Source organism: Amycolatopsis nigrescens CSC17Ta-90 (genome assembly GCF_000384315.1).
Classification (GTDB): domain Bacteria; phylum Actinomycetota; class Actinomycetes; order Mycobacteriales; family Pseudonocardiaceae; genus Amycolatopsis; species Amycolatopsis nigrescens.
In genome coordinates this window covers 3,377,321-3,393,856 of sequence record NZ_ARVW01000001.1, presented here as the reverse complement: position 1 = coordinate 3,393,856, position 16,536 = coordinate 3,377,321, and the positions used below count along the sequence as shown (strand labels likewise).

The 16,536-nt window shown below is 70.2% G+C and carries 18 protein-coding genes; 11 read left to right on the top strand and 7 right to left on the bottom strand.

The genetic code is table 11. From position 1 onward, the window contains the following. Genes AMYNI_RS0115825 through AMYNI_RS0115810 form a run of 4 tightly spaced genes read left to right on the top strand, consistent with a single transcriptional unit; the run spans window position 1 to window position 3,635 of the window. Window positions 1-648, top strand: coding sequence for an ABC transporter permease (locus AMYNI_RS0115825; protein ID WP_020668999.1), 648 nt, complete (start codon window positions 1-3; stop codon window positions 646-648). Continuing rightward, window positions 635-1,861 carry an ABC transporter ATP-binding protein gene (locus tag AMYNI_RS0115820; protein WP_020668998.1) on the top strand — a complete coding sequence of 409 codons (1,227 nt, stop codon included), beginning with the start codon at window positions 635-637 and terminating at the stop codon, window positions 1,859-1,861. Before AMYNI_RS0115825 ends, AMYNI_RS0115820 begins: the two co-directional genes overlap by 14 nt. Then, window positions 1,858-2,643 carry an ABC transporter permease gene (locus AMYNI_RS0115815; protein ID WP_020668997.1) on the top strand — a complete coding sequence of 262 codons (786 nt, stop codon included), beginning with the start codon at window positions 1,858-1,860 and terminating at the stop codon, window positions 2,641-2,643. Before AMYNI_RS0115820 ends, AMYNI_RS0115815 begins: the two co-directional genes overlap by 4 nt. Beyond that, window positions 2,640-3,635 (top strand): glycine betaine ABC transporter substrate-binding protein, encoded by a 996-nt coding sequence (locus AMYNI_RS0115810; protein WP_020668996.1) that lies wholly within the window; start codon window positions 2,640-2,642, stop codon window positions 3,633-3,635. Before AMYNI_RS0115815 ends, AMYNI_RS0115810 begins: the two co-directional genes overlap by 4 nt. 69 nt (window positions 3,636-3,704) lie before the next feature. On the opposite strand, the gene AMYNI_RS44660 is transcribed toward AMYNI_RS0115810, so the two are convergent. Beyond that, window positions 3,705-4,256 carry a DUF6474 family protein gene (locus AMYNI_RS44660; RefSeq protein WP_245574178.1) on the bottom strand — a complete coding sequence of 184 codons (552 nt, stop codon included), beginning with the start codon at window positions 4,254-4,256 and terminating at the stop codon, window positions 3,705-3,707. A 202-nt stretch (window positions 4,257-4,458) separates the two neighbouring features. Here AMYNI_RS44660 and AMYNI_RS0115800 point away from each other — a divergent pair, with 202 nt between their 5' ends. Beyond that, window positions 4,459-6,102 carry a TM0106 family RecB-like putative nuclease gene (locus AMYNI_RS0115800; RefSeq protein WP_020668994.1) on the top strand — a complete coding sequence of 548 codons (1,644 nt, stop codon included), beginning with the start codon at window positions 4,459-4,461 and terminating at the stop codon, window positions 6,100-6,102. Window positions 6,103-6,175: 73 nt separating this feature from the next. On the opposite strand, the gene AMYNI_RS0115795 is transcribed toward AMYNI_RS0115800, so the two are convergent. Beyond that, window positions 6,176-6,934: an SDR family NAD(P)-dependent oxidoreductase gene (locus AMYNI_RS0115795; RefSeq protein WP_020668993.1), complete on the bottom strand. Its 759-nt coding sequence runs from the start codon at window positions 6,932-6,934 to the stop codon at window positions 6,176-6,178. Window positions 6,935-7,081: 147 nt separating this feature from the next. On the opposite strand from AMYNI_RS0115795, the gene AMYNI_RS0115790 reads away from it, so the two are divergent. Beyond that, window positions 7,082-8,383: a UDP-glucose dehydrogenase family protein gene (locus AMYNI_RS0115790; RefSeq protein WP_084628386.1), complete on the top strand. Its 1,302-nt coding sequence runs from the start codon at window positions 7,082-7,084 to the stop codon at window positions 8,381-8,383. Here AMYNI_RS0115790 and AMYNI_RS0115785 read toward each other — a convergent pair. Together AMYNI_RS0115785 and AMYNI_RS0115780 are read right to left on the bottom strand one after the other, a co-directional pair. Next, on the bottom strand, window positions 8,378-9,511 hold the full coding sequence (locus AMYNI_RS0115785) for a S8 family peptidase (RefSeq protein ID WP_020668991.1): 1,134 nt from the start codon (window positions 9,509-9,511) through the stop codon (window positions 8,378-8,380). The two genes, AMYNI_RS0115790 and AMYNI_RS0115785, sit on opposite strands and share 6 nt — an antisense overlap. Before the next feature lie 100 nt (window positions 9,512-9,611). Then, entirely contained in the window at window positions 9,612-10,751 is a 1,140-nt protein-coding gene (locus AMYNI_RS0115780; RefSeq protein ID WP_020668990.1) for a S8 family peptidase, read from the bottom strand. A gap of 140 nt (window positions 10,752-10,891) precedes the next feature. Here AMYNI_RS0115780 and AMYNI_RS0115775 point away from each other — a divergent pair, with 140 nt between their 5' ends. Continuing rightward, window positions 10,892-12,673, top strand: a complete 1,782-nt coding sequence (locus tag AMYNI_RS0115775; protein ID WP_020668989.1) for a gamma-glutamyltransferase family protein — start codon at window positions 10,892-10,894, stop codon at window positions 12,671-12,673. 100 nt (window positions 12,674-12,773) lie between these two features. Then, window positions 12,774-13,214, top strand: a complete 441-nt coding sequence (locus tag AMYNI_RS0115770; RefSeq protein ID WP_026360501.1) for a hypothetical protein — start codon at window positions 12,774-12,776, stop codon at window positions 13,212-13,214. A 185-nt stretch (window positions 13,215-13,399) separates the two neighbouring features. On the opposite strand, the gene AMYNI_RS0115765 is transcribed toward AMYNI_RS0115770, so the two are convergent. Genes AMYNI_RS0115765 through AMYNI_RS0115755 form a run of 3 tightly spaced genes read right to left on the bottom strand, consistent with a single transcriptional unit; the run spans window position 13,400 to window position 15,085 of the window. Then, window positions 13,400-14,281 carry a VOC family protein gene (locus tag AMYNI_RS0115765; protein ID WP_020668986.1) on the bottom strand — a complete coding sequence of 294 codons (882 nt, stop codon included), beginning with the start codon at window positions 14,279-14,281 and terminating at the stop codon, window positions 13,400-13,402. Further along, the gene (locus AMYNI_RS0115760; protein WP_020668985.1) at window positions 14,274-14,792 is read right to left on the bottom strand and encodes an RNA polymerase sigma factor; all 519 of its coding nucleotides are present in this window, start codon (window positions 14,790-14,792) and stop codon (window positions 14,274-14,276) included. The genes AMYNI_RS0115765 and AMYNI_RS0115760 overlap by 8 nt, the downstream gene beginning before the upstream one ends. After that, a complete protein-coding gene (locus tag AMYNI_RS0115755) occupies window positions 14,789-15,085 on the bottom strand; it encodes a hypothetical protein (RefSeq protein WP_157357366.1) in 297 nt (98 codons plus the stop codon). Before AMYNI_RS0115755 ends, AMYNI_RS0115760 begins: the two co-directional genes overlap by 4 nt. A 167-nt stretch (window positions 15,086-15,252) precedes the next feature. Between AMYNI_RS0115755 and AMYNI_RS0115750 the strand changes: the two genes are divergently transcribed. From AMYNI_RS0115750 to AMYNI_RS0115740, 3 genes are read left to right on the top strand one after another with little or no spacing between them, the layout of a single operon-like run. Next, the gene (locus tag AMYNI_RS0115750) at window positions 15,253-16,050 is read left to right on the top strand and encodes a helix-turn-helix domain-containing protein (protein ID WP_020668983.1); all 798 of its coding nucleotides are present in this window, start codon (window positions 15,253-15,255) and stop codon (window positions 16,048-16,050) included. Between the two features lie 13 nt (window positions 16,051-16,063). After that, a complete protein-coding gene (locus AMYNI_RS0115745; protein ID WP_020668982.1) occupies window positions 16,064-16,252 on the top strand; it encodes a DUF397 domain-containing protein in 189 nt (62 codons plus the stop codon). Window positions 16,253-16,257: 5 nt separating this feature from the next. Continuing rightward, window positions 16,258-16,485, top strand: a complete 228-nt coding sequence (locus AMYNI_RS0115740; RefSeq protein WP_342667785.1) for a DUF397 domain-containing protein — start codon at window positions 16,258-16,260, stop codon at window positions 16,483-16,485. The last annotated feature ends 51 nt before the right edge of the window (window positions 16,486-16,536 follow it).

The window sequence follows — 16,536 nt, the reverse complement described above, 5'->3', positions numbered from 1 at the left end:
ATGAGCATCTTCGACTACATCTCGACCCGGTGGGACAAGCTGTCCCTGCAGGGTTTGCTGCATGTCAGCGCGGTGGTGCAGTGCACCATCATCGCGGCGGTGCTTGGCGTGCTGATCGGCGTGGCGGTCTACCGCTCGCCGCTCGGCTCGGCACTGGCCACCGCGCTGGCCAGCACGATCCTGACCATCCCGTCGTTCGCGCTGCTGGGCCTGCTGATCCCGGTGGTCGGCCTCGGCACCCAGCCGACGGTGATCGCGCTGGTGCTCTACGCGCTGCTGCCGATCGTGCGGAACACGATCGTCGGGCTCGGCGGGGTGGATCCCGCCATCTCGGACGCGGCCAAGGGCATCGGGATGAGCCGGTTCGGGGTGCTGACCAGGGTCGAGCTGCGGCTCGCCTGGCCGGCCATCCTGGCCGGGATGCGGGTGGCCACCCAGATGCTGATGGGCATCGCGGTGATCGCCGCCTACGCGAAGGGGCCGGGCCTCGGCTCGGAGGTGTTCTCCGGGCTGACCAGGGCGGGCAGCGCGAACGCCACCAACCAGGCGATCGCCGGCACCGTCGGCGTCGTCATCCTCGCCCTCATCCTCGAGGGCATCTACGTACTGATCGCCCGACTGACCGTTTCGAGGGGTGTCCGTGGCTGAGTCAAGCGCAACCAAGGCCGAGGGCGTCCGCGACGGCGCCGTTTCCGGTGTCGAGATCGAACTGGACAAGGTGACCAAGCGGTACCCGGGTACCCGGCAGCCCGCTGTCAACGAGTTCTCCATGGTGGTGCCGGCCGGCAAGATCGTGGTCTTCGTCGGGCCGTCCGGCTGCGGCAAGACCACCACCATGCGGATGATCAACCGGCTGATCGAGCCCACCTCGGGCAAGATCACCATCGGCGGGGAGGACGCGCTCTCGCTGAACGCGGACACCCTGCGCCGCCGGGTCGGCTACGCCATCCAGCAGGCCGGGCTGTTCCCGCACTTCACCGTGGCGCAGAACATCGCCGTGGTGCCCGGCCTGCTCGGCTGGGACAAGCAGAAGGTCGGCGCCAGGGTCGAGGAGATGATGGACCTGGTCGGCCTGGACCCCAAGGACTTCGCCGACCGCTACCCGCGCCAGCTCTCCGGTGGCCAGCAGCAGCGCGTCGGGGTGGCCCGCGCGCTCGCCGCGGACCCGCCGGTGCTGCTGATGGACGAGCCGTTCGGCGCGGTGGACCCGATCACCCGCGGCAACCTGCAGGACGAACTGCTGCGGCTGCAGACCGAGCTGCGCAAGACGATCGTGTTCGTCACGCACGACTTCGACGAGGCGGTCAAGCTCGGCGACAAGATCGCGGTGCTCGGCGACCAGTCCAGCATCCTGCAGTACGACACCCCGGACGCGATACTGGCCAACCCGGCGAACGACACGGTGGCCGGGTTCGTCGGCGCCGGCGCGTCGCTCAAGCAGCTCACCCTGCTGCGCGTGCGGGACGTGCAGTTGAGCAAGCCGAAGATGACCGCCACCGTGGACGAGACGCCCGGCACGGTGCGCGACCGGGCACAGGCGAACGGCGCGCGGTTCGTGCTGGTGCTGGACGAGCGGCAGCGGCCGCTGCGCTGGGCCAGTGTCCGCGAGCTCGGCACGGCGGCGTCCATGCGGACCGCCGGCAAACCGCTGCGCGACCTGGTCAGCACCCAGTCCACCCTGCAGGACGCGTTGGAGGCCATGCTGGCCGAAGGCGGCGGGGTGCCGGTGACCGGTGCCCGCGGCGAGTACGCCGGCATGATCGAGCTGGACACCGTGATCGACACCATCCGGCAGCTCCGCGAGGAGCACGCGGATGACCACACCCCGGACGCTCCGGACACTTCGGACAGTGAGCGATGAGCACCGCCACCGTCACCGACACCGCGTTCTCCACCGAGTCCGGTTCGAAGCGGGCGGAACGGGTCCGGCTGCTGGCCCAGCCGCTGGCCGTGGTGGTGATCGTCGCCGCGGTGCTGTTCTGGGCGTTCAGCAGCGACCTGAAGGCGACCGAGAAGGAAACGCTGAACTGGCCGTCGATCTTCAAGATGCTCGGTGAGCACCTGCTGATCACGGTGATCGTGTCCGCGCTGGTGGTGGTGGTCGCGGTGCCGCTCGGGGTGCTGCTGACCAGGCCGCGTGCCAAGGTGCTGGCGCCGTTCTTCCTTGCCATCGCCAACATCGGCCAGGCCGCGCCGGCGCTGGGCGTGCTGGTGCTGTTCTTCCTGATCACCGGCGCGGCCGGTGGGCTGTGGGTGGTGGTCTTCCCGCTCGCCTTCTACTCATTGCTGCCGGTGCTGCGCAACACCATGGTCGGGCTGGAGTCGGTGGATCCGTCGTTGATCGACGCCGGCCGCGGGATCGGCATGTCCGCGTCCTCGGTGCTGCGCCGGATCGAGTTCCCGCTGGCCATCCCGCTGATCCTGGCCGGCCTGCGCACCTCGCTGGTGCTGGCGGTGGGTACCGCCACCTTCGCGGCGTTCGTGGACGCGGGCGGGTTCGGCGTGCTGATCGACACCGGTTACAAGCTCAACCTGCCGAAGGTGCTGATCACCGGTTCGGTGCTGGCCGTCGGGCTGGCGCTGCTGGTGGACTGGCTCGGCGCGGTCGCCGAGCAGTACCTCGGACCGAAGGGACTGCGATGAACAAACCCGTGCGCACCAAGCTCAAGGCGGTCTTCGGCGTCGCGCTGCTCGGGGTTTCGCTGACCGCCTGCGGGTTGGAGACCAACGCGGCGCTGCCGTTCGAGGTCCAGCCGGGTTCGATCCAGCCGGTGGACTCGCTGAAGGGACTGCACATCACGGTGGGGTCCAAGGACTTCACCGAGAACATCCTGCTCGGCTACATGGCCGAGATGGCGCTCGCGGCGGCGGGCGCGGACGTCCGGGACCTCACCGACATCAAGGGCTCGAACAGCTCGCGCCAGGCGCTGCAGGCCGGGCAGACCGACCTGACCTGGGAGTACACCGGCACCGGCTGGATCAGCTACCAGGGCAACGAGACGCCGATCCCGGACGAGCGCGAGCAGTTCGAAGCGGTGAAGAAGGCCGACGAAGAGCAGAACGGGATCACCTGGCTCGACTATTCGCCGGTCAACAACACCTACGCGTTCGCCACCACCGAGGCGTACGCCCAGCAGCACAACCTGAAGTCCAATTCGGATATGACCGAGTTCCTGAAGCAGAACCCGGACCAGGCGGTGTTCTGCCTGGAGACCGAGTTCGTCAGCAGGCAGGACGGTTTCCCCGGGGTGCAGAAGACCTACGGCTTCCCGCCGGGGCAGATCAAGCAGTTCGGCACCGGCGCGATCTACGCCGCGGTCGCCGGCGGCACCTGCCAGTTCGGCGAGATCTTCACCACCGACGGCCGGATCGCCGGGCTGAACCTGCGGGTGCTGCAGGACGACAAGAAGTTCTTCCCGCAGTACAACGCCTCCGCCACGCTGCGCGAGTCGTTCCTGCAGGAGCACCCGGCGATCCGCCAGGTGATCGAGCCGGTCGGCAAGGCGCTGGACAACCAGCAGATGATCGAGCTGTGCAAGCGGGTCGACGTGGACGGCGACGACCCCGGCAAGGTCGCCCTCGACTGGATGGTCTCCAAGGGCTTCGTCAAGTCCCCCGAAGCCTCCGCCGCCTGACGACTGCCCCTCAAGGCCACCATAGGGGCGTTGGATGCCCTCATGGTGGCCTTAAGGGGCTTTGGCGGGTCAGACGCCGAGGCGGTGCAGGAGCTGGGACTCGAGCAGGTCCAGCTCGGCGCCGACGGCGCGGTGCGCGGACTTGCGGCGGGCCGATGGCATCCGCTCCGAAGCACGGGTGGTCGCGGCGAGCTGCTCCAGGCTGCCGCGCCCGCGCTCGGCGAACTTCCGGTCGTCGTCGGTGGCCCGCTCGGACTTGCTCAGGTCCGACAGCCCGTCGGACAGCCCGGCGATCCTGGCCAGCAGGCCGCCGCCGCGCCCGGTGTACTCGGCGAGCTGGTCCACGCCGATGCCGAGCCTGCGCGCCTGGTAGCGGTCGTACGCCTCGCGCGCCGCGCCGGCCGCCCGCACCGCGAACGGCGCGAGCACCGGCAGCACCGCCGGGCCGACCACCTTCGCCACGCCCACCGCGTTGCGTGCCTTCTTCGGGGTGAACCTGGACTCGCCGTCGGCCTCGGGGTCGGTGCCCTTCTTGCGCGCCTTCTTGGCCTGCTTGGCGGCCTTCTTGTCGGCTTTGTTCGCGGCCTTTTCCGCCTTGCGGGCCGGTTTGGACTCCGCCATGTGCTCGATCGCGTCCACGGTCTCACCGGCGAGCCCGCTCAGCGAGCCGGGTTCGGTCTTGCGCGTCATCGCCTGCACCTCCGTGAGCTTGTGGGATGAACTTACTGGTGCGCGTCCCGGCGGGCACGTCGGTGGTCCCTACCGCGGGCGCGCCGGGTGGCAGCGTCGTATTCAGTCGTACCTGCCACCTAGAGTGACTCCCATGGAACGCGAGGTGCTGCTCGATGCGGGGGCGGTGAGCCGCTGCCGGCGCCGGGTGCATCTCGAGCACGATCCGGACATGCGGTCGACACCGCTGGCGCCACCGGACCCGGCCGGCGAGCAGCGGATGGCGGACGCGGCCGCGCACCGGCTGGAGATCCGGCGGCGGCTGATGGCGGCCACCGGGCCGGACGCGGAATGGGCGGTGGTGCCCCGTGACCTGCCCGCCGGCGACCGGGTGCTGGCCACCGAGCAGGCGCTGGCCGCCGAGGTGCCGTTCATCTGGGGCGCGCTGCTGCCGGTGGACCGGGAAGGTCATCGGCGCGGCGGGGTCGAGCTGCTGGTCCGCGGCGAGCACGGTTATCTGCCGGTGCTCGTGGTGCGGCACCGGATCACCGACCGCGGCAGCGGCGCCAGCACCACCGGGCCGACCGACCTGCAGCCCCGGAACGCGCGGCCGGACGAGGGCCGCCGGGTCCGTTCCCAGCCGCGTGACCAGCTCCGCCTCGCGCACCTGTACCGGATGCTGCAGGCACTCGGCGCGGCCGAGCCAGGCCGCGCGCTCGGCGGCGTGATCGGCCTGGACGCGGACGTGGTGCTCTGGCACGACCTGACCGCGCCGACCTGGCCGGGCGGGCGCACCGCGCTGGCCGAGTACGAGTCCAGGTTCACCGACCGGCTGGCGATCGCGCAGGCCGCGGCGAGCGGTGGGCAGGCACTGGCCGAACCCTCCCGGATCCTGGAATGCCGGCGCTGCCCGTGGTGGCCGACCTGCGAGGCCGAGCTGACCAGCGTCCGCGACGTCAGCCTGGTGGTGCGCGGCGAGGACGCGGTGGAGCTGCGCCGGGCCGGTGTGTCCACAGTGGACAAACTGGCGGCGATGGACCCGGCAGAGGAGGCACCGGTGGTCTGGACGGCCGGTACCTTCGCGGACGCGGTGTGGCTGGCCAGGGCCTGGCTCGCCGAGCTGACCATGGTGCGCAAGGTGGACCAGGTCGAGGTGCCGCGCGCGGACGTCGAGGTGGACGTGGACATGGAGAGCTTCGGCGACGCCGGCGCGTATCTGTGGGGCTGCCTGCTGACCGGCGCGGACATCGGGCTGGAGCCCGGATACCACGCCTTCGTCACCTGGGACCCGCTGCCGACCACCGACGAGGCCCGTTCCTTCGCCGAGTTCTGGGCCTGGCTCAGCGACGTGCGGGCGCGCACCGAGGCGGCCGGGCTGAGCTTCCGCGCGTACTGCTACAACGCGATGGCGGAGAACCGCTGGCTGTTCGGCTCGGTGGAGCGGTTCGGGGATCATCCTGGCGTCCCGTACCGCGCCGAAATTCAGTCCTTTGTGGACTCCGAGGAGTGGGTGGACCTGTTCCGCAGCGTCTCGGACCAGTTCCTCTGCTCGCAGGGCAAGGGGCTCAAGGTGGTGGCGCCGGTGGCCGGGTTCGGCTGGCGGGACCCGGAGGCCGGCGGCGAGGCGTCCATGCGCTGGTACCGCGACGCGGTGGGCATGGACGGTGAGGTGCCGGACGCGGACCAGCGCGAGCGGCTGCTGCGCTACAACGAGGACGACGTGCTGGCCACCCGCGCGCTGCGGGTCTGGATGACCGACCGCGCGATGACCGAGGTCCCCTTCGCCGGCGACCTCTGACCGCCAAAAGGGCAAATAGCCGGCTTTTCGCCCTTCTTTCCCAGGGCGAAAAGCCGGCTATTTGCCGTTAGGGTCAGCGCGGGGCCATGCGCAGGGAGCCGTCCAGGCGGATGACCTCGCCGTTGAGGTAGTCGTGCTCCACGATGTTCACCGCGAGCTGCGCGTACTCGGCCGGGGTGCCGAGCCGCTGCGGGAACGGCACCCCGGCGGCGAGCCCGGCGCGGAACTCCTCGCCGACTCCGGCCAGCATCGGGGTGTCGATGATGCCGGGCGCGATGGTCATCACCCGGATACCGAACTTCGCCAGGTCACGGGCCGCGGGCAGGGTCATCCCGGCCACCCCGCCCTTGGACGCGGAGTAGGCGATCTGGCCGATCTGCCCGTCGAACGCGGCCACCGACGCGGTGTTGATCACCACGCCGCGGGCGTCGTCGGCCAGCGGGTCGGTCTTGGCGACCGCGTCCGCGGCCAGCCGCAGCACGTTGAACGTGCCGAGCAGGTTGACCTCCAGCACGGTGCGGAACAGGTCCAGCGAGTGCGGGCCGTTCTTGGACAGGATGCGGCCGGCCCAGCCGACACCAGCGCAGTTCACCACGATGCGCAGCGGGACACCGGCGCCGGCTGCCTGCTCCACCGCGGCGGTGACCTGCTCCTCGCTGGTCACGTCCGCCTCGACGTAGGTCACGCCGTCGACCTGCTCGGCCTTCTCGATCGAACGCTCGAGATCCAGCGCGAAGACCTTCGCCCCCTTCGCGGCAAGCGCCTTCGCGGTGGCGCCGCCGAGCCCTGACGCGCCCCCGGTGACGATCGCTGCGGTGTCGGTGATCTGCATGTTCTCCCGTTTCCCTTCCTGCCTGCACCAAATCCGAGCCCAGGTTAACGCTCGTTCGCGTCGTGAGTGAAAAGTGTTGCCCCGGCAACACTTTTCACTCACGACCTGTTGGCACTTCGGACACCTGCGGCTGCGACGTTGAAACTCATGAGCTCAGCTCGCATCGTGGTGATCGGGACGGGATACGTCGGACTGACCACCGGGGCCTGCCTGGCCGGCCTCGGGCATCGGGTCACCTGTGTGGACGTGGACGAGGCGAAGGTGGCCAGGCTGGCCGCCGGCCGGGTGGACATCCTGGAGCCGGGGCTGGCCGAGCTGGTCGGCCGGGGCCTCACCTCCGGGCGGTTGACCTTCGTGGTCGGCGCCCGCGCGGCGGTGAGCGACGCCGAGGGGGTCTTCCTCTGCGTGCCGACCCCGATGGGCGCCGGTGGTGCCGCGGACCTGCGCGCGGTGGAGGCGGTGGCCGCCGAGATCGGCGACGTGCTGCCGCCGGGCTGCGCGCTGATCACCAAGTCGACGGTGCCGGTGGGCACGTCGCGCCGGATCGCGGACCTGCTCGGCCGCGGCGACATCCCGGTGGTGTCCAATCCGGAGTTCCTGCGCGAAGGCACCGCGGTGGCCGACTTCCTCGGCCCGGACCGGATCGTGGTCGGTTCGGACGACCGCGCGGCCGCGGAGTGGGTCGGCGGGCTCTACGCGGACCTGGCCGCGCCGACCGTGGTCGCCGACGCGGCCAGCGCCGAGCTGGTGAAGTACGCGGCCAACTGCTTCCTGGCGATGAAGCTGTCCTACGTCAACGCGATCGCCGAGCTGTGCGAGCGGCTCGGCGCGGACATCACCTCGGTCACCGAGGGCATGGGGCACGACCGGCGGATCGGCCGCGCCTTCCTGAAGCCGGGGCCGGGCTGGGGCGGTTCCTGCCTGCCGAAGGACACCCACGCGCTGCTGCGGATCGCCGAGGCCGCCGGTTACGAGTTCGGCATGCTGACCTCGGCGATCGACGAGAATCTCGCCCAGCGCGACCGGATCGTGGCCAAGATCGCCGGTGCCGCCGGCGGCAACCTGGCCGGTGCCAGGATCGGCGTGCTCGGGCTGGCGTTCAAGGCGGGCACCAACGACCTGCGGGACTCGCCCGCGCTGTCGGTGTGCTCGGTGCTTTCCGCGATGGGTGCCGAACTGACCGCGTACGACCCGGCGGTCGGCGGTGAGATCGCCGGGATGACCGTGGTGGACGACCCGTACCAGGTGGCGAAGGGCGCGGACGTGCTGGTGGTGCTCACCGAGTGGGACGAGTTCCGCAAGCTCGACTGGAGTTACCTTGCCGAGCTGATGCACGGCGACGCCGTGGTGGACACCCGGAACCTGCTCGAGCCCGGCGTCATCCTGGACGCCGGGCTGAGCTGGCTCGGGATCGGCCGCCCGCGTGCTCGCGAGCGGGTCGCGCTATAAGCCGCCGGTCTGCAGCAGGTCCGTGGTGGTGGCCGCGGGCGCGCCCTTGATCACGCCCTTCGACGCGTGCTCCCGGAGCCAGGCGGTCAACTCCTGCTGGGTGGCGTCCCCATGGGTCGCCTTGTAGAGCGCGGCCACCCCGGACACGTGCGGGCTGGCCATCGAGGAGCCGCTGATCGTGTTGATCTTCCCGCCGATCCACGCGGAGGTGATCTCGCGGCCGGGTGCGTACAGCTCGATGGTGCTGCCGTGGTTGGTGCTGGCGGCCGAGGTGTCGGTGCGGTCGGCGGACGCGACGGTGAACACGTCCTCCGCGCCGGCCGGTGAGAACCCGGCCGCGTCGCTGCCCGAGTTGCCGGCCGAGGCGGTCAGGAAAACCCCGGCGCGGGCGAGCGCGGTGGCCGCGGCGTCGAAGTCGGCGTTTTCCGGGCCGCCGAGCGACATGTTCACCACCGCCGGCCGGACGCCGTTCTTGGCCACCCAGTCCATCCCGGCCATCACGTCGGCGTAGGCGCCGGAGCCGTTGCAGTCGAGCACCTTCACGGCCTGCACGGAAACCTGCTTGGCGACGCCGTACTTCGTGCCGCCGACGATCCCGGCGACATGCGTGCCGTGCCCGTTGCAGTCCGCGCCGTCGCCGCCGGAGGAGTCGAACGCGACGGCCGCGCGGCCGCCGAACTCGGCGTGGTCGGCCTGGATGCCGGTGTCGATCACGTAGGCGTGCACGCCGGCGCCGGTGGCGGTCACGTTGTACTGGTCGTCCAGCGGCAGGTTCGGCTGGTCGATCCGGTCGAGGCCCCAGGAGCCGACCGCTTCGGCGTGCACCGCGGAGTCCTGCGAGACCGCGGTGACCGCGCCGGTTGCGCGGAGCCGGCGCAGTTTCGCGTCGTCCGCACGCACCGAGAAACCGTGGAAGACCTGTTGGTAGACGTGTTCCGGAGTCAGCCCGGCGGCGGCCGCGACGGCGGCCGGGTCGCGATCTCCGGCGACGCGGACCAGGTACTCGCCGGCGATCCCGTCCGCGGCGGCCGGGGTGTACGGGGCGAGCGCGGGGGTGGCCTGCGCCGACCCGCTGAGCAGGGTGGTGACGACGGCGAGCGTGCCGGCGCCGAGGATGAGTTTCCGCACGAAAGTCCTCCCAGAGATGCGGTGAGGGAGACCCCGGGCCGATGCCAGGAGCCTCCCTCGAAGCGTCGCTTATTCACGACCAGGAGTTACAGGTTTTCCGTTAGAGGCCGCCGGTCTGCAGCAGATCGGTGGTGGTGCCCGCCGGCGCGCCCTTGATCACGCCCTTGGACGCGCTGCTCTTCAGCCAGCTGGTCAGCGTGTCCTGCGAGGTGTCGCCCTTCGCACCCTTGTAGAGCGCCGCGACGCCAACCACGTGCGGGGTGGCCATCGAGGTGCCGCTGATCGTCCTGGTGCCGCCGTTCAGCCACGCCGAGGTGATGTCCACGCCGGGCGCGTACAGCTTGACCAGCGAGCCGAAGTTGGTGAACGAGGCCGAGTTGTCGTTCTTGTCCGAAGCCGCGACCGCGAACACGCCGGTGGCGCTGGCGGGCGAGACCTTCGACGCGTCCTGGCTTTCGTTGCCGGCCGCCACCGCGAGGAACACGCCGGCCTGCGCCAGCTTGGTCGCCGCCGAGTTCACCGAGCTGTCCTTCGGGCCGCCGAGCGACATGTTCGCCACGGCCGGCTTGACCGCGTTCTTCGCGACCCAGTCCATACCCTCGATCACGTCGGCGAAGCTGCCCGAGCCCTGGCAGTTGAGCACCCGGACGCCGTTCAGCTTGGCTGCCGGTGCCACGCCGTACTTGGTGCCGCCGATGGTGCCGGCCACGTGCGTGCCGTGCCCGTTGCAGTCGACGCCGTTGCCGCCGGTGGCGTCGTAGGCGGACTTGGCGCGCCCGCCGAAGTCGGGGTGGTCGGCCTGGATGCCGGTGTCGATGATGTACGCGTTCACGCCTTCGCCGGCCGCGGTGTGCTTGTAGGTGTTGTCCAGCGGAAGCTTCGGCTGGTCGATTCGGTCCTGGCCCCAGGAGCCGACCGCGTCGGTCTGCACGCGGGCGTTCTGCTCGACCTTGGCGACCCCGCCCTTGGCCCGGACCTGGTGCAGCTTCGCGTCGTCCAGTCCGGCCGAGAACCCGTTGAGCACGGTTTCGTACACATGGGTCGGGGCGATGCCGAGCGACTGGGCGACCGTGGCCGGGTTGAGGCCGTCGGCGACCTGGACGATGTACTCGCCGGCTACTCCGTCCTCGGCGGCCACCGTGTAGGGAGCGAGCGCCGGGGCGGCTTGCGCCGAGCCCATGGTGAGCGCGGCACAGGCGGCTACCGCCAGTGTGCCGGCGCCGATTGTCAACTTCCGCACAGGAGTCCTCCTTGAGAACCAGCCGGATGAGTTCCGGTCGTTGTGACGTCCTCTACGGTGCGGTGAGGTCCTGTGTAGAACAATCCGTAGTTGGTACTTAACTTACTGATACGTAGAACTTTCGGCCGTACGATTCGGGCATGTTCAGCACCAGGCCCGAGCTGGCCGGAACCCACGGCATGGTCGCCTCGACGCACTGGCTGGCCTCGGCCACCGGGATGGTGGTACTGGAGGACGGCGGGAACGCGTTCGACGCCGCGGTGGCCGCTGGTTTCGTGCTCCAGGTGGCGGAACCGCACCTCAACGGGCCCGCCGGCCAGGTGCCCGGCCTCTTCGTCACCGCGGACGACCCGCGGCCGCGGATGCTGTGCGGGCAGGGTGTCGCGCCGGCCGCGGCCACCCCGGAGCACTTCGCCGGGCTCGGCCTCGACCTGATCCCGGGCAGCGGCCTGCTCGCCGCGACCGTGCCGGGGGCGTGGGACGGCTGGCTGATGTTGTTGCGCGATCACGGCACGAAGAGCCTGCGGGACGTGCTGCGCTACGCGATCGGCTACGCGGCCGACGGGGTGCCGCTGGTGGACCGGGTCGGCGAGACGATCGGCCTGGTGTCGGGGTTGTTCACCGAGCACTGGCCGACCTCGGCCGAGCTCTGGCTGCCCGGCGGCCGTCCGCCGAGGCCGGGCGTACCGCATCGGAACCCGGCGCTGGCCAGGACCTGGCGGCGGCTGCTCGCGGAGGCGGAGGCGGTCGCCGGTCGGGAGGCGCAGATCGACGCCGCGCGGCGCGCCTGGTCGCAGGGTTTCGTCGCGGAGGCGGTGCACGAGTTCAGCCGCAAGGCCTTCCGGGACGACTCCGGCCGAGACCACGCCGGGCTGCTCACCGGGGACGACCTGGCCGGCTGGCAGGCGAGCTACGAGGACGCGCTGGTCACCGACGTGGGCGAGTGGAGCCTGGTCAAGTGCGGCGGCTGGACGCAGGGCCCGGCGCTGGCCCAGCAGGTGCTGCTGATGGACGGCTTCCGCTCGGAGATGTCCTATGTGGACGGTGTGCCGTCGGCGCGGACCGTGCACCTGGCGGTCGAATGCGCGAAACTCGCCTTCGCCGATCGTGAAGCCTGGTTCGGCGACACCGACGTGCCGTTGGACGCGCTGCTTTCGGCTTCGTACCTGGACGAGCGTCGGGCGCTGGTCGGTGACCGGGCGAGCGGTGAACTGCGGCCAGGGTCGCCCGGCGGGCGTTCGCCGGTGCTGCCGCGAATCCTGGACTCGCTGCGCGACGCGCCGGCCGGGGTCGGCGCGATCGGTGAGCCGACCGTCGGCCCCGCCGGGCAGACCCGCGGCGACACCGTGCACCTGGATGTGGCCGACGCGGCCGGGAACCTGATCTCGCTGACCCCGTCCGGCGGCTGGCTTCAGTCCAGCCCCACCATTCCCGAGCTGGGCTTCTGCCTCGATTCGCGGGCGCAGATGTTCTGGCTGGAGCAGGGATTGCCGAACTCGCTGGCGCCGGGAAAACGCCCGCGGATCACCCTTTCCCCGTCGATGGCGCTGCGCGACGGCGAGCCGGTACTGGCCTTCGGCACCCCTGGCGGCGATCAGCAGGACCAGTGGCAGCTGTGCTTCTGGCTGGCGCACACGGTGGCGGGCCTGAACCTGCAGCAGGCCATCGACGCGCCGGCCTGGCACACCAACGCGTTCCCCAGCTCGTTCTACCCGCGCTCCTGGACCCCGCGGGAGCTCGTCGCCGAGTCGCGGCTCGGTGCGGACACGCTGGACGCCCTGCGTTCATGGGGCCACCAGGTGGTTGATGCCGGCCCGTGGGCGCTGGGCCGGCTGTCCGCCGTTTCCCGCGACCCGTCGACCGGCGTGCTCCGCGCCGCCGCCAACGCCCGCGGCATGCAGGGCTACGCAGTCGGCCGCTAGCCCGGTTCGCACTTTCGGGTAACACCTGGTCAGGCGACCCCGGTTACCCGTTAGGGAGAAGAACGCTGTTCAGCCGCCGCCCCGGTGCTGCACTTCAGTGATGAACAGAACCGCGATCTCCGCCCGCCGCGTACTCGTTGCGCTGGCGGTCTGCTGTGCCACCGCCGGGTTCGCCCCGGCCGCGTCGGCGGCGAGTTCGCCGAGCACCACCCCGGCCGTGTCCGCCGTTGACGGACAGGGCGTGAAGGTGCACGCCAAACTGGACAAGAGTCAGGTCAAAGTCGGTGAGAAGGTCAAGCTGAAGGGCAGCCTCCATGCCCTCTCCCCGGCCCGTTCCGACGGCCTCGAACTGCTGCTGGTGCAGCGGCTCTCGGCCGGGGTGTGGGTGGACGTCAACTCGACGAACTGCCGCCCGAACGGTTCCTATTCGCTGAGCCTGAGCTTCCAGTTCTCCGCCCAGCTCACGCTCCGCGTCTTCCACCCGGCGACCACCCTCTACGCGGCCGCTTCCTCGGAACTGGTCACCCTCGCCGTCCTCTAACCGCACTGACGACCTCGCCGCGAGCAGCCCCCACCCATCCCGGGGGGCGACCCCACTCCAGCGTATCGCCACCCCGGCTCGCGCCGGCTGCTCGCGACGGGGTTGTCCACAGGGCGGAGCAACTGTGGACAACCGCCGGCCAGGTCAGGCCAGGCCAGGTCACGGCCCGACCCGGCGACGGTGGGTCAGGCCTGCCACAGCCAGAACTCGATGCCCTGGTCGTCCACGCAGTCGGCGGTCACGCCGTACGGCTCGCGGCGCGGTTCCTGCGCCTGCCCGCCCGCCGCGCGCACCCTGGTCACGGCCGCGTCGAGGTCGTCCACCGCGTACATCATCTTCCAGCCCGCGTACGGCTGACCGCCCCACAGCCCGGCGTCCGGCAGGCCGCTGCCCTCGATCCGCCACGCCCGGTCCACCCCGCCGCGCGAGAACTGCCAACCGAGGACGGAGCCATAGAACGCTTTCGCCGCTTCGTCGTCCGGCATGGTGAAGGTGAAGTACCCGGCTTCGCCGTGTCGTGGGCTCGCCACCCCCGCAGAGGAACGGCGGGCGGCCTGCTTGAGCATCCAGCGCTGGCCGAACGGGTCGGTGATGTTGCCCTGCTTGCCGTGGCCCTCGTCGCGAGCTTCGCCGTGCAGGGTGGCGCCCAGCTCGCCGGCCCTCGCCATAGCATTGTCCACATCGGACACTTCGACCTGGATCGCGGCACCGCCGGAAGGGGCGGCCACGTGCCCGATCTCCGGGAACTCCTCGGCCAGCATCAGCACGGAGTCGCCGATCGCGACCTCCGCGTGGCCGACCTTCCCGTCCGGCATCACGATCGGCTCGGCCCGGCGGGTCGCGCCGAACACCGCCACGTAGAACTCGATCGCGCGGCGCGCGTCGGACACCGCCAGGTAAGGGCTCAGCGAGTGGTAGTCCGCCCGCGCGGGGGTTTCGGTGGTGGTCATGTCCGCTCCTTCGTTGAGTACGGCGTCGCGCAGTGCCGCGAGCAGTTCGCCGGCGAACCGTGGATCCGGCGCGACCGCCTCGATGGGTTCGCGGAGGGCGTCAAAGGGATCAGTCATCACGCACCTCCCGGTCCTGGTAAACGGCCTTGAACGCGGCACGGGCCCGCACCAGCAGCGCCTCGGTGGCGTGTTCGGTGCGGCCGAGCTGATGAGCCACCTCCCGCACCCGCAGACCGTCCACATAACGCAGGGTCAGCGCGGCCCGGTGATGCGCGCCGAGCGCGGCCAGCGTCTGCCTGGCCAGCAGCGCGTCCAGTTCGGCGTCCCACGGATCGGTGGACTCCGGTTCCTGCACCAGCCGCAAGCCGCGCTCTTCGCGCGCACGCCGCCGCCAGTGGTCCACCAACTTGTGCCGGGCGATGCCGATCAGCCAGGCCGTGCTCACCGGCGGCGCCTCCGGCAGGCGGCAGCTGCGCACCGCACCGAGAAAGGTCTCCGACGTGAGTTCCTCGGCGAGCGTGCGGTCACCGCACCGGGACAGCAGGTAGCCGTACACCTCCGGCAACGCGGACTCGTACAGCTCGAGCAGCGCGAAAGCCGGGTCCGGTCGCACCCGTGGTTCGCTCACATCCCCATCGTCGCCGGAGCCACCGGTTTTCCGACGGGCGAATCCGGGTATTTTTCCGGCGTCCACTTTGTCCGGACCGTGACCAGGTGCTCGCGGCCCGCGCCCTGCCCCCGGTACACGCTCACCACCCAGCTGCCCGGCCGCGCGCACACCCGCCGCAGATAGTCATGGGCGCACGCGGTCGCGTAGCGGACGAGCCACTGCTCGCGCAGCCGCGCACGGTGCTCCAGGCAGAAACCCATGTCGTCCACCCGCTCGGTGTACTCGTGCGCGCGGTCGCCTTTCCTCCGCACGAAGCGGTACTCGAGCTCAAACGGATACCCCTGCATGAAAGCGAATCCTGAGGTCGAGTCCGGCCAGTCGAGAGTCTTGATCGGCGCGCGCTCGACCTACCATTCGTGCACGCGTGATTTCGAGGGGTGATGGGCGCGTGGGAACGCCGAGGAAACCGAACTTCCGGATGCGCCAGCTCGCGCACACCCTGCGGCGGCTGCGCGAGCAGGTCGGCCTGAACCAGGACGAAGTAGCCGACCGGCTGCGGTTCTCCAAGGCGAAGATCAGCCGGATCGAACAGGGACAGCTGCCGCAGTACCTGGAGCTGCTCGCCCTGCTCGACCTCTACGGCGTGCTCACCACGGACTACGCCGAGTACGTGAAGCTCTTCGACCGCGCCAGCGAAAGAGGCTGGTGGCACGCCTACGGTCTGGACGACCGAGGCTTCGTCAGCATCGAAGCCGAAGCCTCGGTGGTGCGCAGTTACCAGCTCGGGCATGTGCCTGGATTGCTGCAAACCGAGGAATACATGCGAGAGGCATTCGCTGGTGCGCGTGCGCCACTTGTCGGTGGCCGCTTGGAGTCCGAGGTCGCGGTGCGACTGCGGCGGCAGAACCGGCTTGCGAACGAGCCGCCGCTTAGGCTGCACTCGATCATGGACGAGGCGGTCCTGCGTCGTCCGATGTGCACGACTGGCCAGCTTCAGCACATTCTCTCAGCGGTGGCACGGCCGAATGTGACTGTGCAAGTGATTCCGCGCGACCACGGTGCGCATGATGGTTTGGACAGCAGCTTCATCGTGGTGGGTTTCGCAGGGCGCGAAGAACCAGACCTTGCCTACCTGGAGTACGGCTTCGGCTCGGTGCAGATCGAGAAGGACAAAGAGGTTCGCGCTGCTAACCTGTTGTTCGACCATCTCGCCGATCTGGCACTGGACGAGCAGGACTCGGTGGCGCTGATCGAGCGGGTGATCGCCGAGATCTGAGAGGCCAGTCGCGATGCTCACCGCAGACTTGATCGACGCTTCGTGGCGCAAAAGTAGCTACAGCAGCGGTGCAGGTCAGGGCGGGGACTGTGTCGAGGTTGCCTTTGTCGGCGCCGAAGTGGCGGTGCGCGACTCCAAGACTCCGGCCGCCGGTGCGCTGCTCTTCTCCGTCGAGGCGTGGCGGGCACTGCTGCGGTCGTGAGTGAGATGTTCGGAGAACAGCTTCACCGTGGTGCGATGCCCCGCATGGACCTGACTGATGCTCGGTGGCGCAAGAGCAGCTACAGCGGTGGCGATCACACCGAAGGAGCCTGTGTCGAGGTGGGCTTCGCAGGGGGCGCCGTGGCCGTGCGCGACTCGAAGAACCCGGCCAGCGGCGTCCTGCTCCTTACTTCCGAGGCATGGCTCGCTTTCACGACCTTACTGCGGTCGTGAGTGAAAAGTGTTGCCGGAGCAACACTTTTCACTCACGAGCCCCCCTTCGGA

Excerpts from the sequence above, each read along its gene's own strand:
- AMYNI_RS0115825 (WP_020668999.1), top strand. The coding sequence starts at position 1 with ATGAGCATCTTCGACTACATCTCGACCCGGTGGGACAAGCTGTCCCTG.
- AMYNI_RS0115815 (WP_020668997.1), top strand. The coding sequence starts at position 1,858 with ATGAGCACCGCCACCGTCACCGACACCGCGTTCTCCACCGAGTCCGGT.
- AMYNI_RS0115810 (WP_020668996.1), top strand. The coding sequence starts at position 2,640 with ATGAACAAACCCGTGCGCACCAAGCTCAAGGCGGTCTTCGGCGTCGCG.
- AMYNI_RS44660 (WP_245574178.1), bottom strand. The coding sequence starts at position 4,256 with ATGGCGGAGTCCAAACCGGCCCGCAAGGCGGAAAAGGCCGCGAACAAA.
- AMYNI_RS0115800 (WP_020668994.1), top strand. The coding sequence starts at position 4,459 with ATGGAACGCGAGGTGCTGCTCGATGCGGGGGCGGTGAGCCGCTGCCGG.
- AMYNI_RS0115795 (WP_020668993.1), bottom strand. The coding sequence starts at position 6,934 with ATGCAGATCACCGACACCGCAGCGATCGTCACCGGGGGCGCGTCAGGG.
- AMYNI_RS0115790 (WP_084628386.1), top strand. The coding sequence starts at position 7,082 with ATGAGCTCAGCTCGCATCGTGGTGATCGGGACGGGATACGTCGGACTG.
- AMYNI_RS0115775 (WP_020668989.1), top strand. The coding sequence starts at position 10,892 with ATGTTCAGCACCAGGCCCGAGCTGGCCGGAACCCACGGCATGGTCGCC.
- AMYNI_RS0115770 (WP_026360501.1), top strand. The coding sequence starts at position 12,774 with ATGAACAGAACCGCGATCTCCGCCCGCCGCGTACTCGTTGCGCTGGCG.
- AMYNI_RS0115765 (WP_020668986.1), bottom strand. The coding sequence starts at position 14,281 with ATGACTGATCCCTTTGACGCCCTCCGCGAACCCATCGAGGCGGTCGCG.
- AMYNI_RS0115750 (WP_020668983.1), top strand. The coding sequence starts at position 15,253 with ATGCGCCAGCTCGCGCACACCCTGCGGCGGCTGCGCGAGCAGGTCGGC.
- AMYNI_RS0115745 (WP_020668982.1), top strand. The coding sequence starts at position 16,064 with ATGCTCACCGCAGACTTGATCGACGCTTCGTGGCGCAAAAGTAGCTAC.
- AMYNI_RS0115740 (WP_342667785.1), top strand. The coding sequence starts at position 16,258 with ATGTTCGGAGAACAGCTTCACCGTGGTGCGATGCCCCGCATGGACCTG.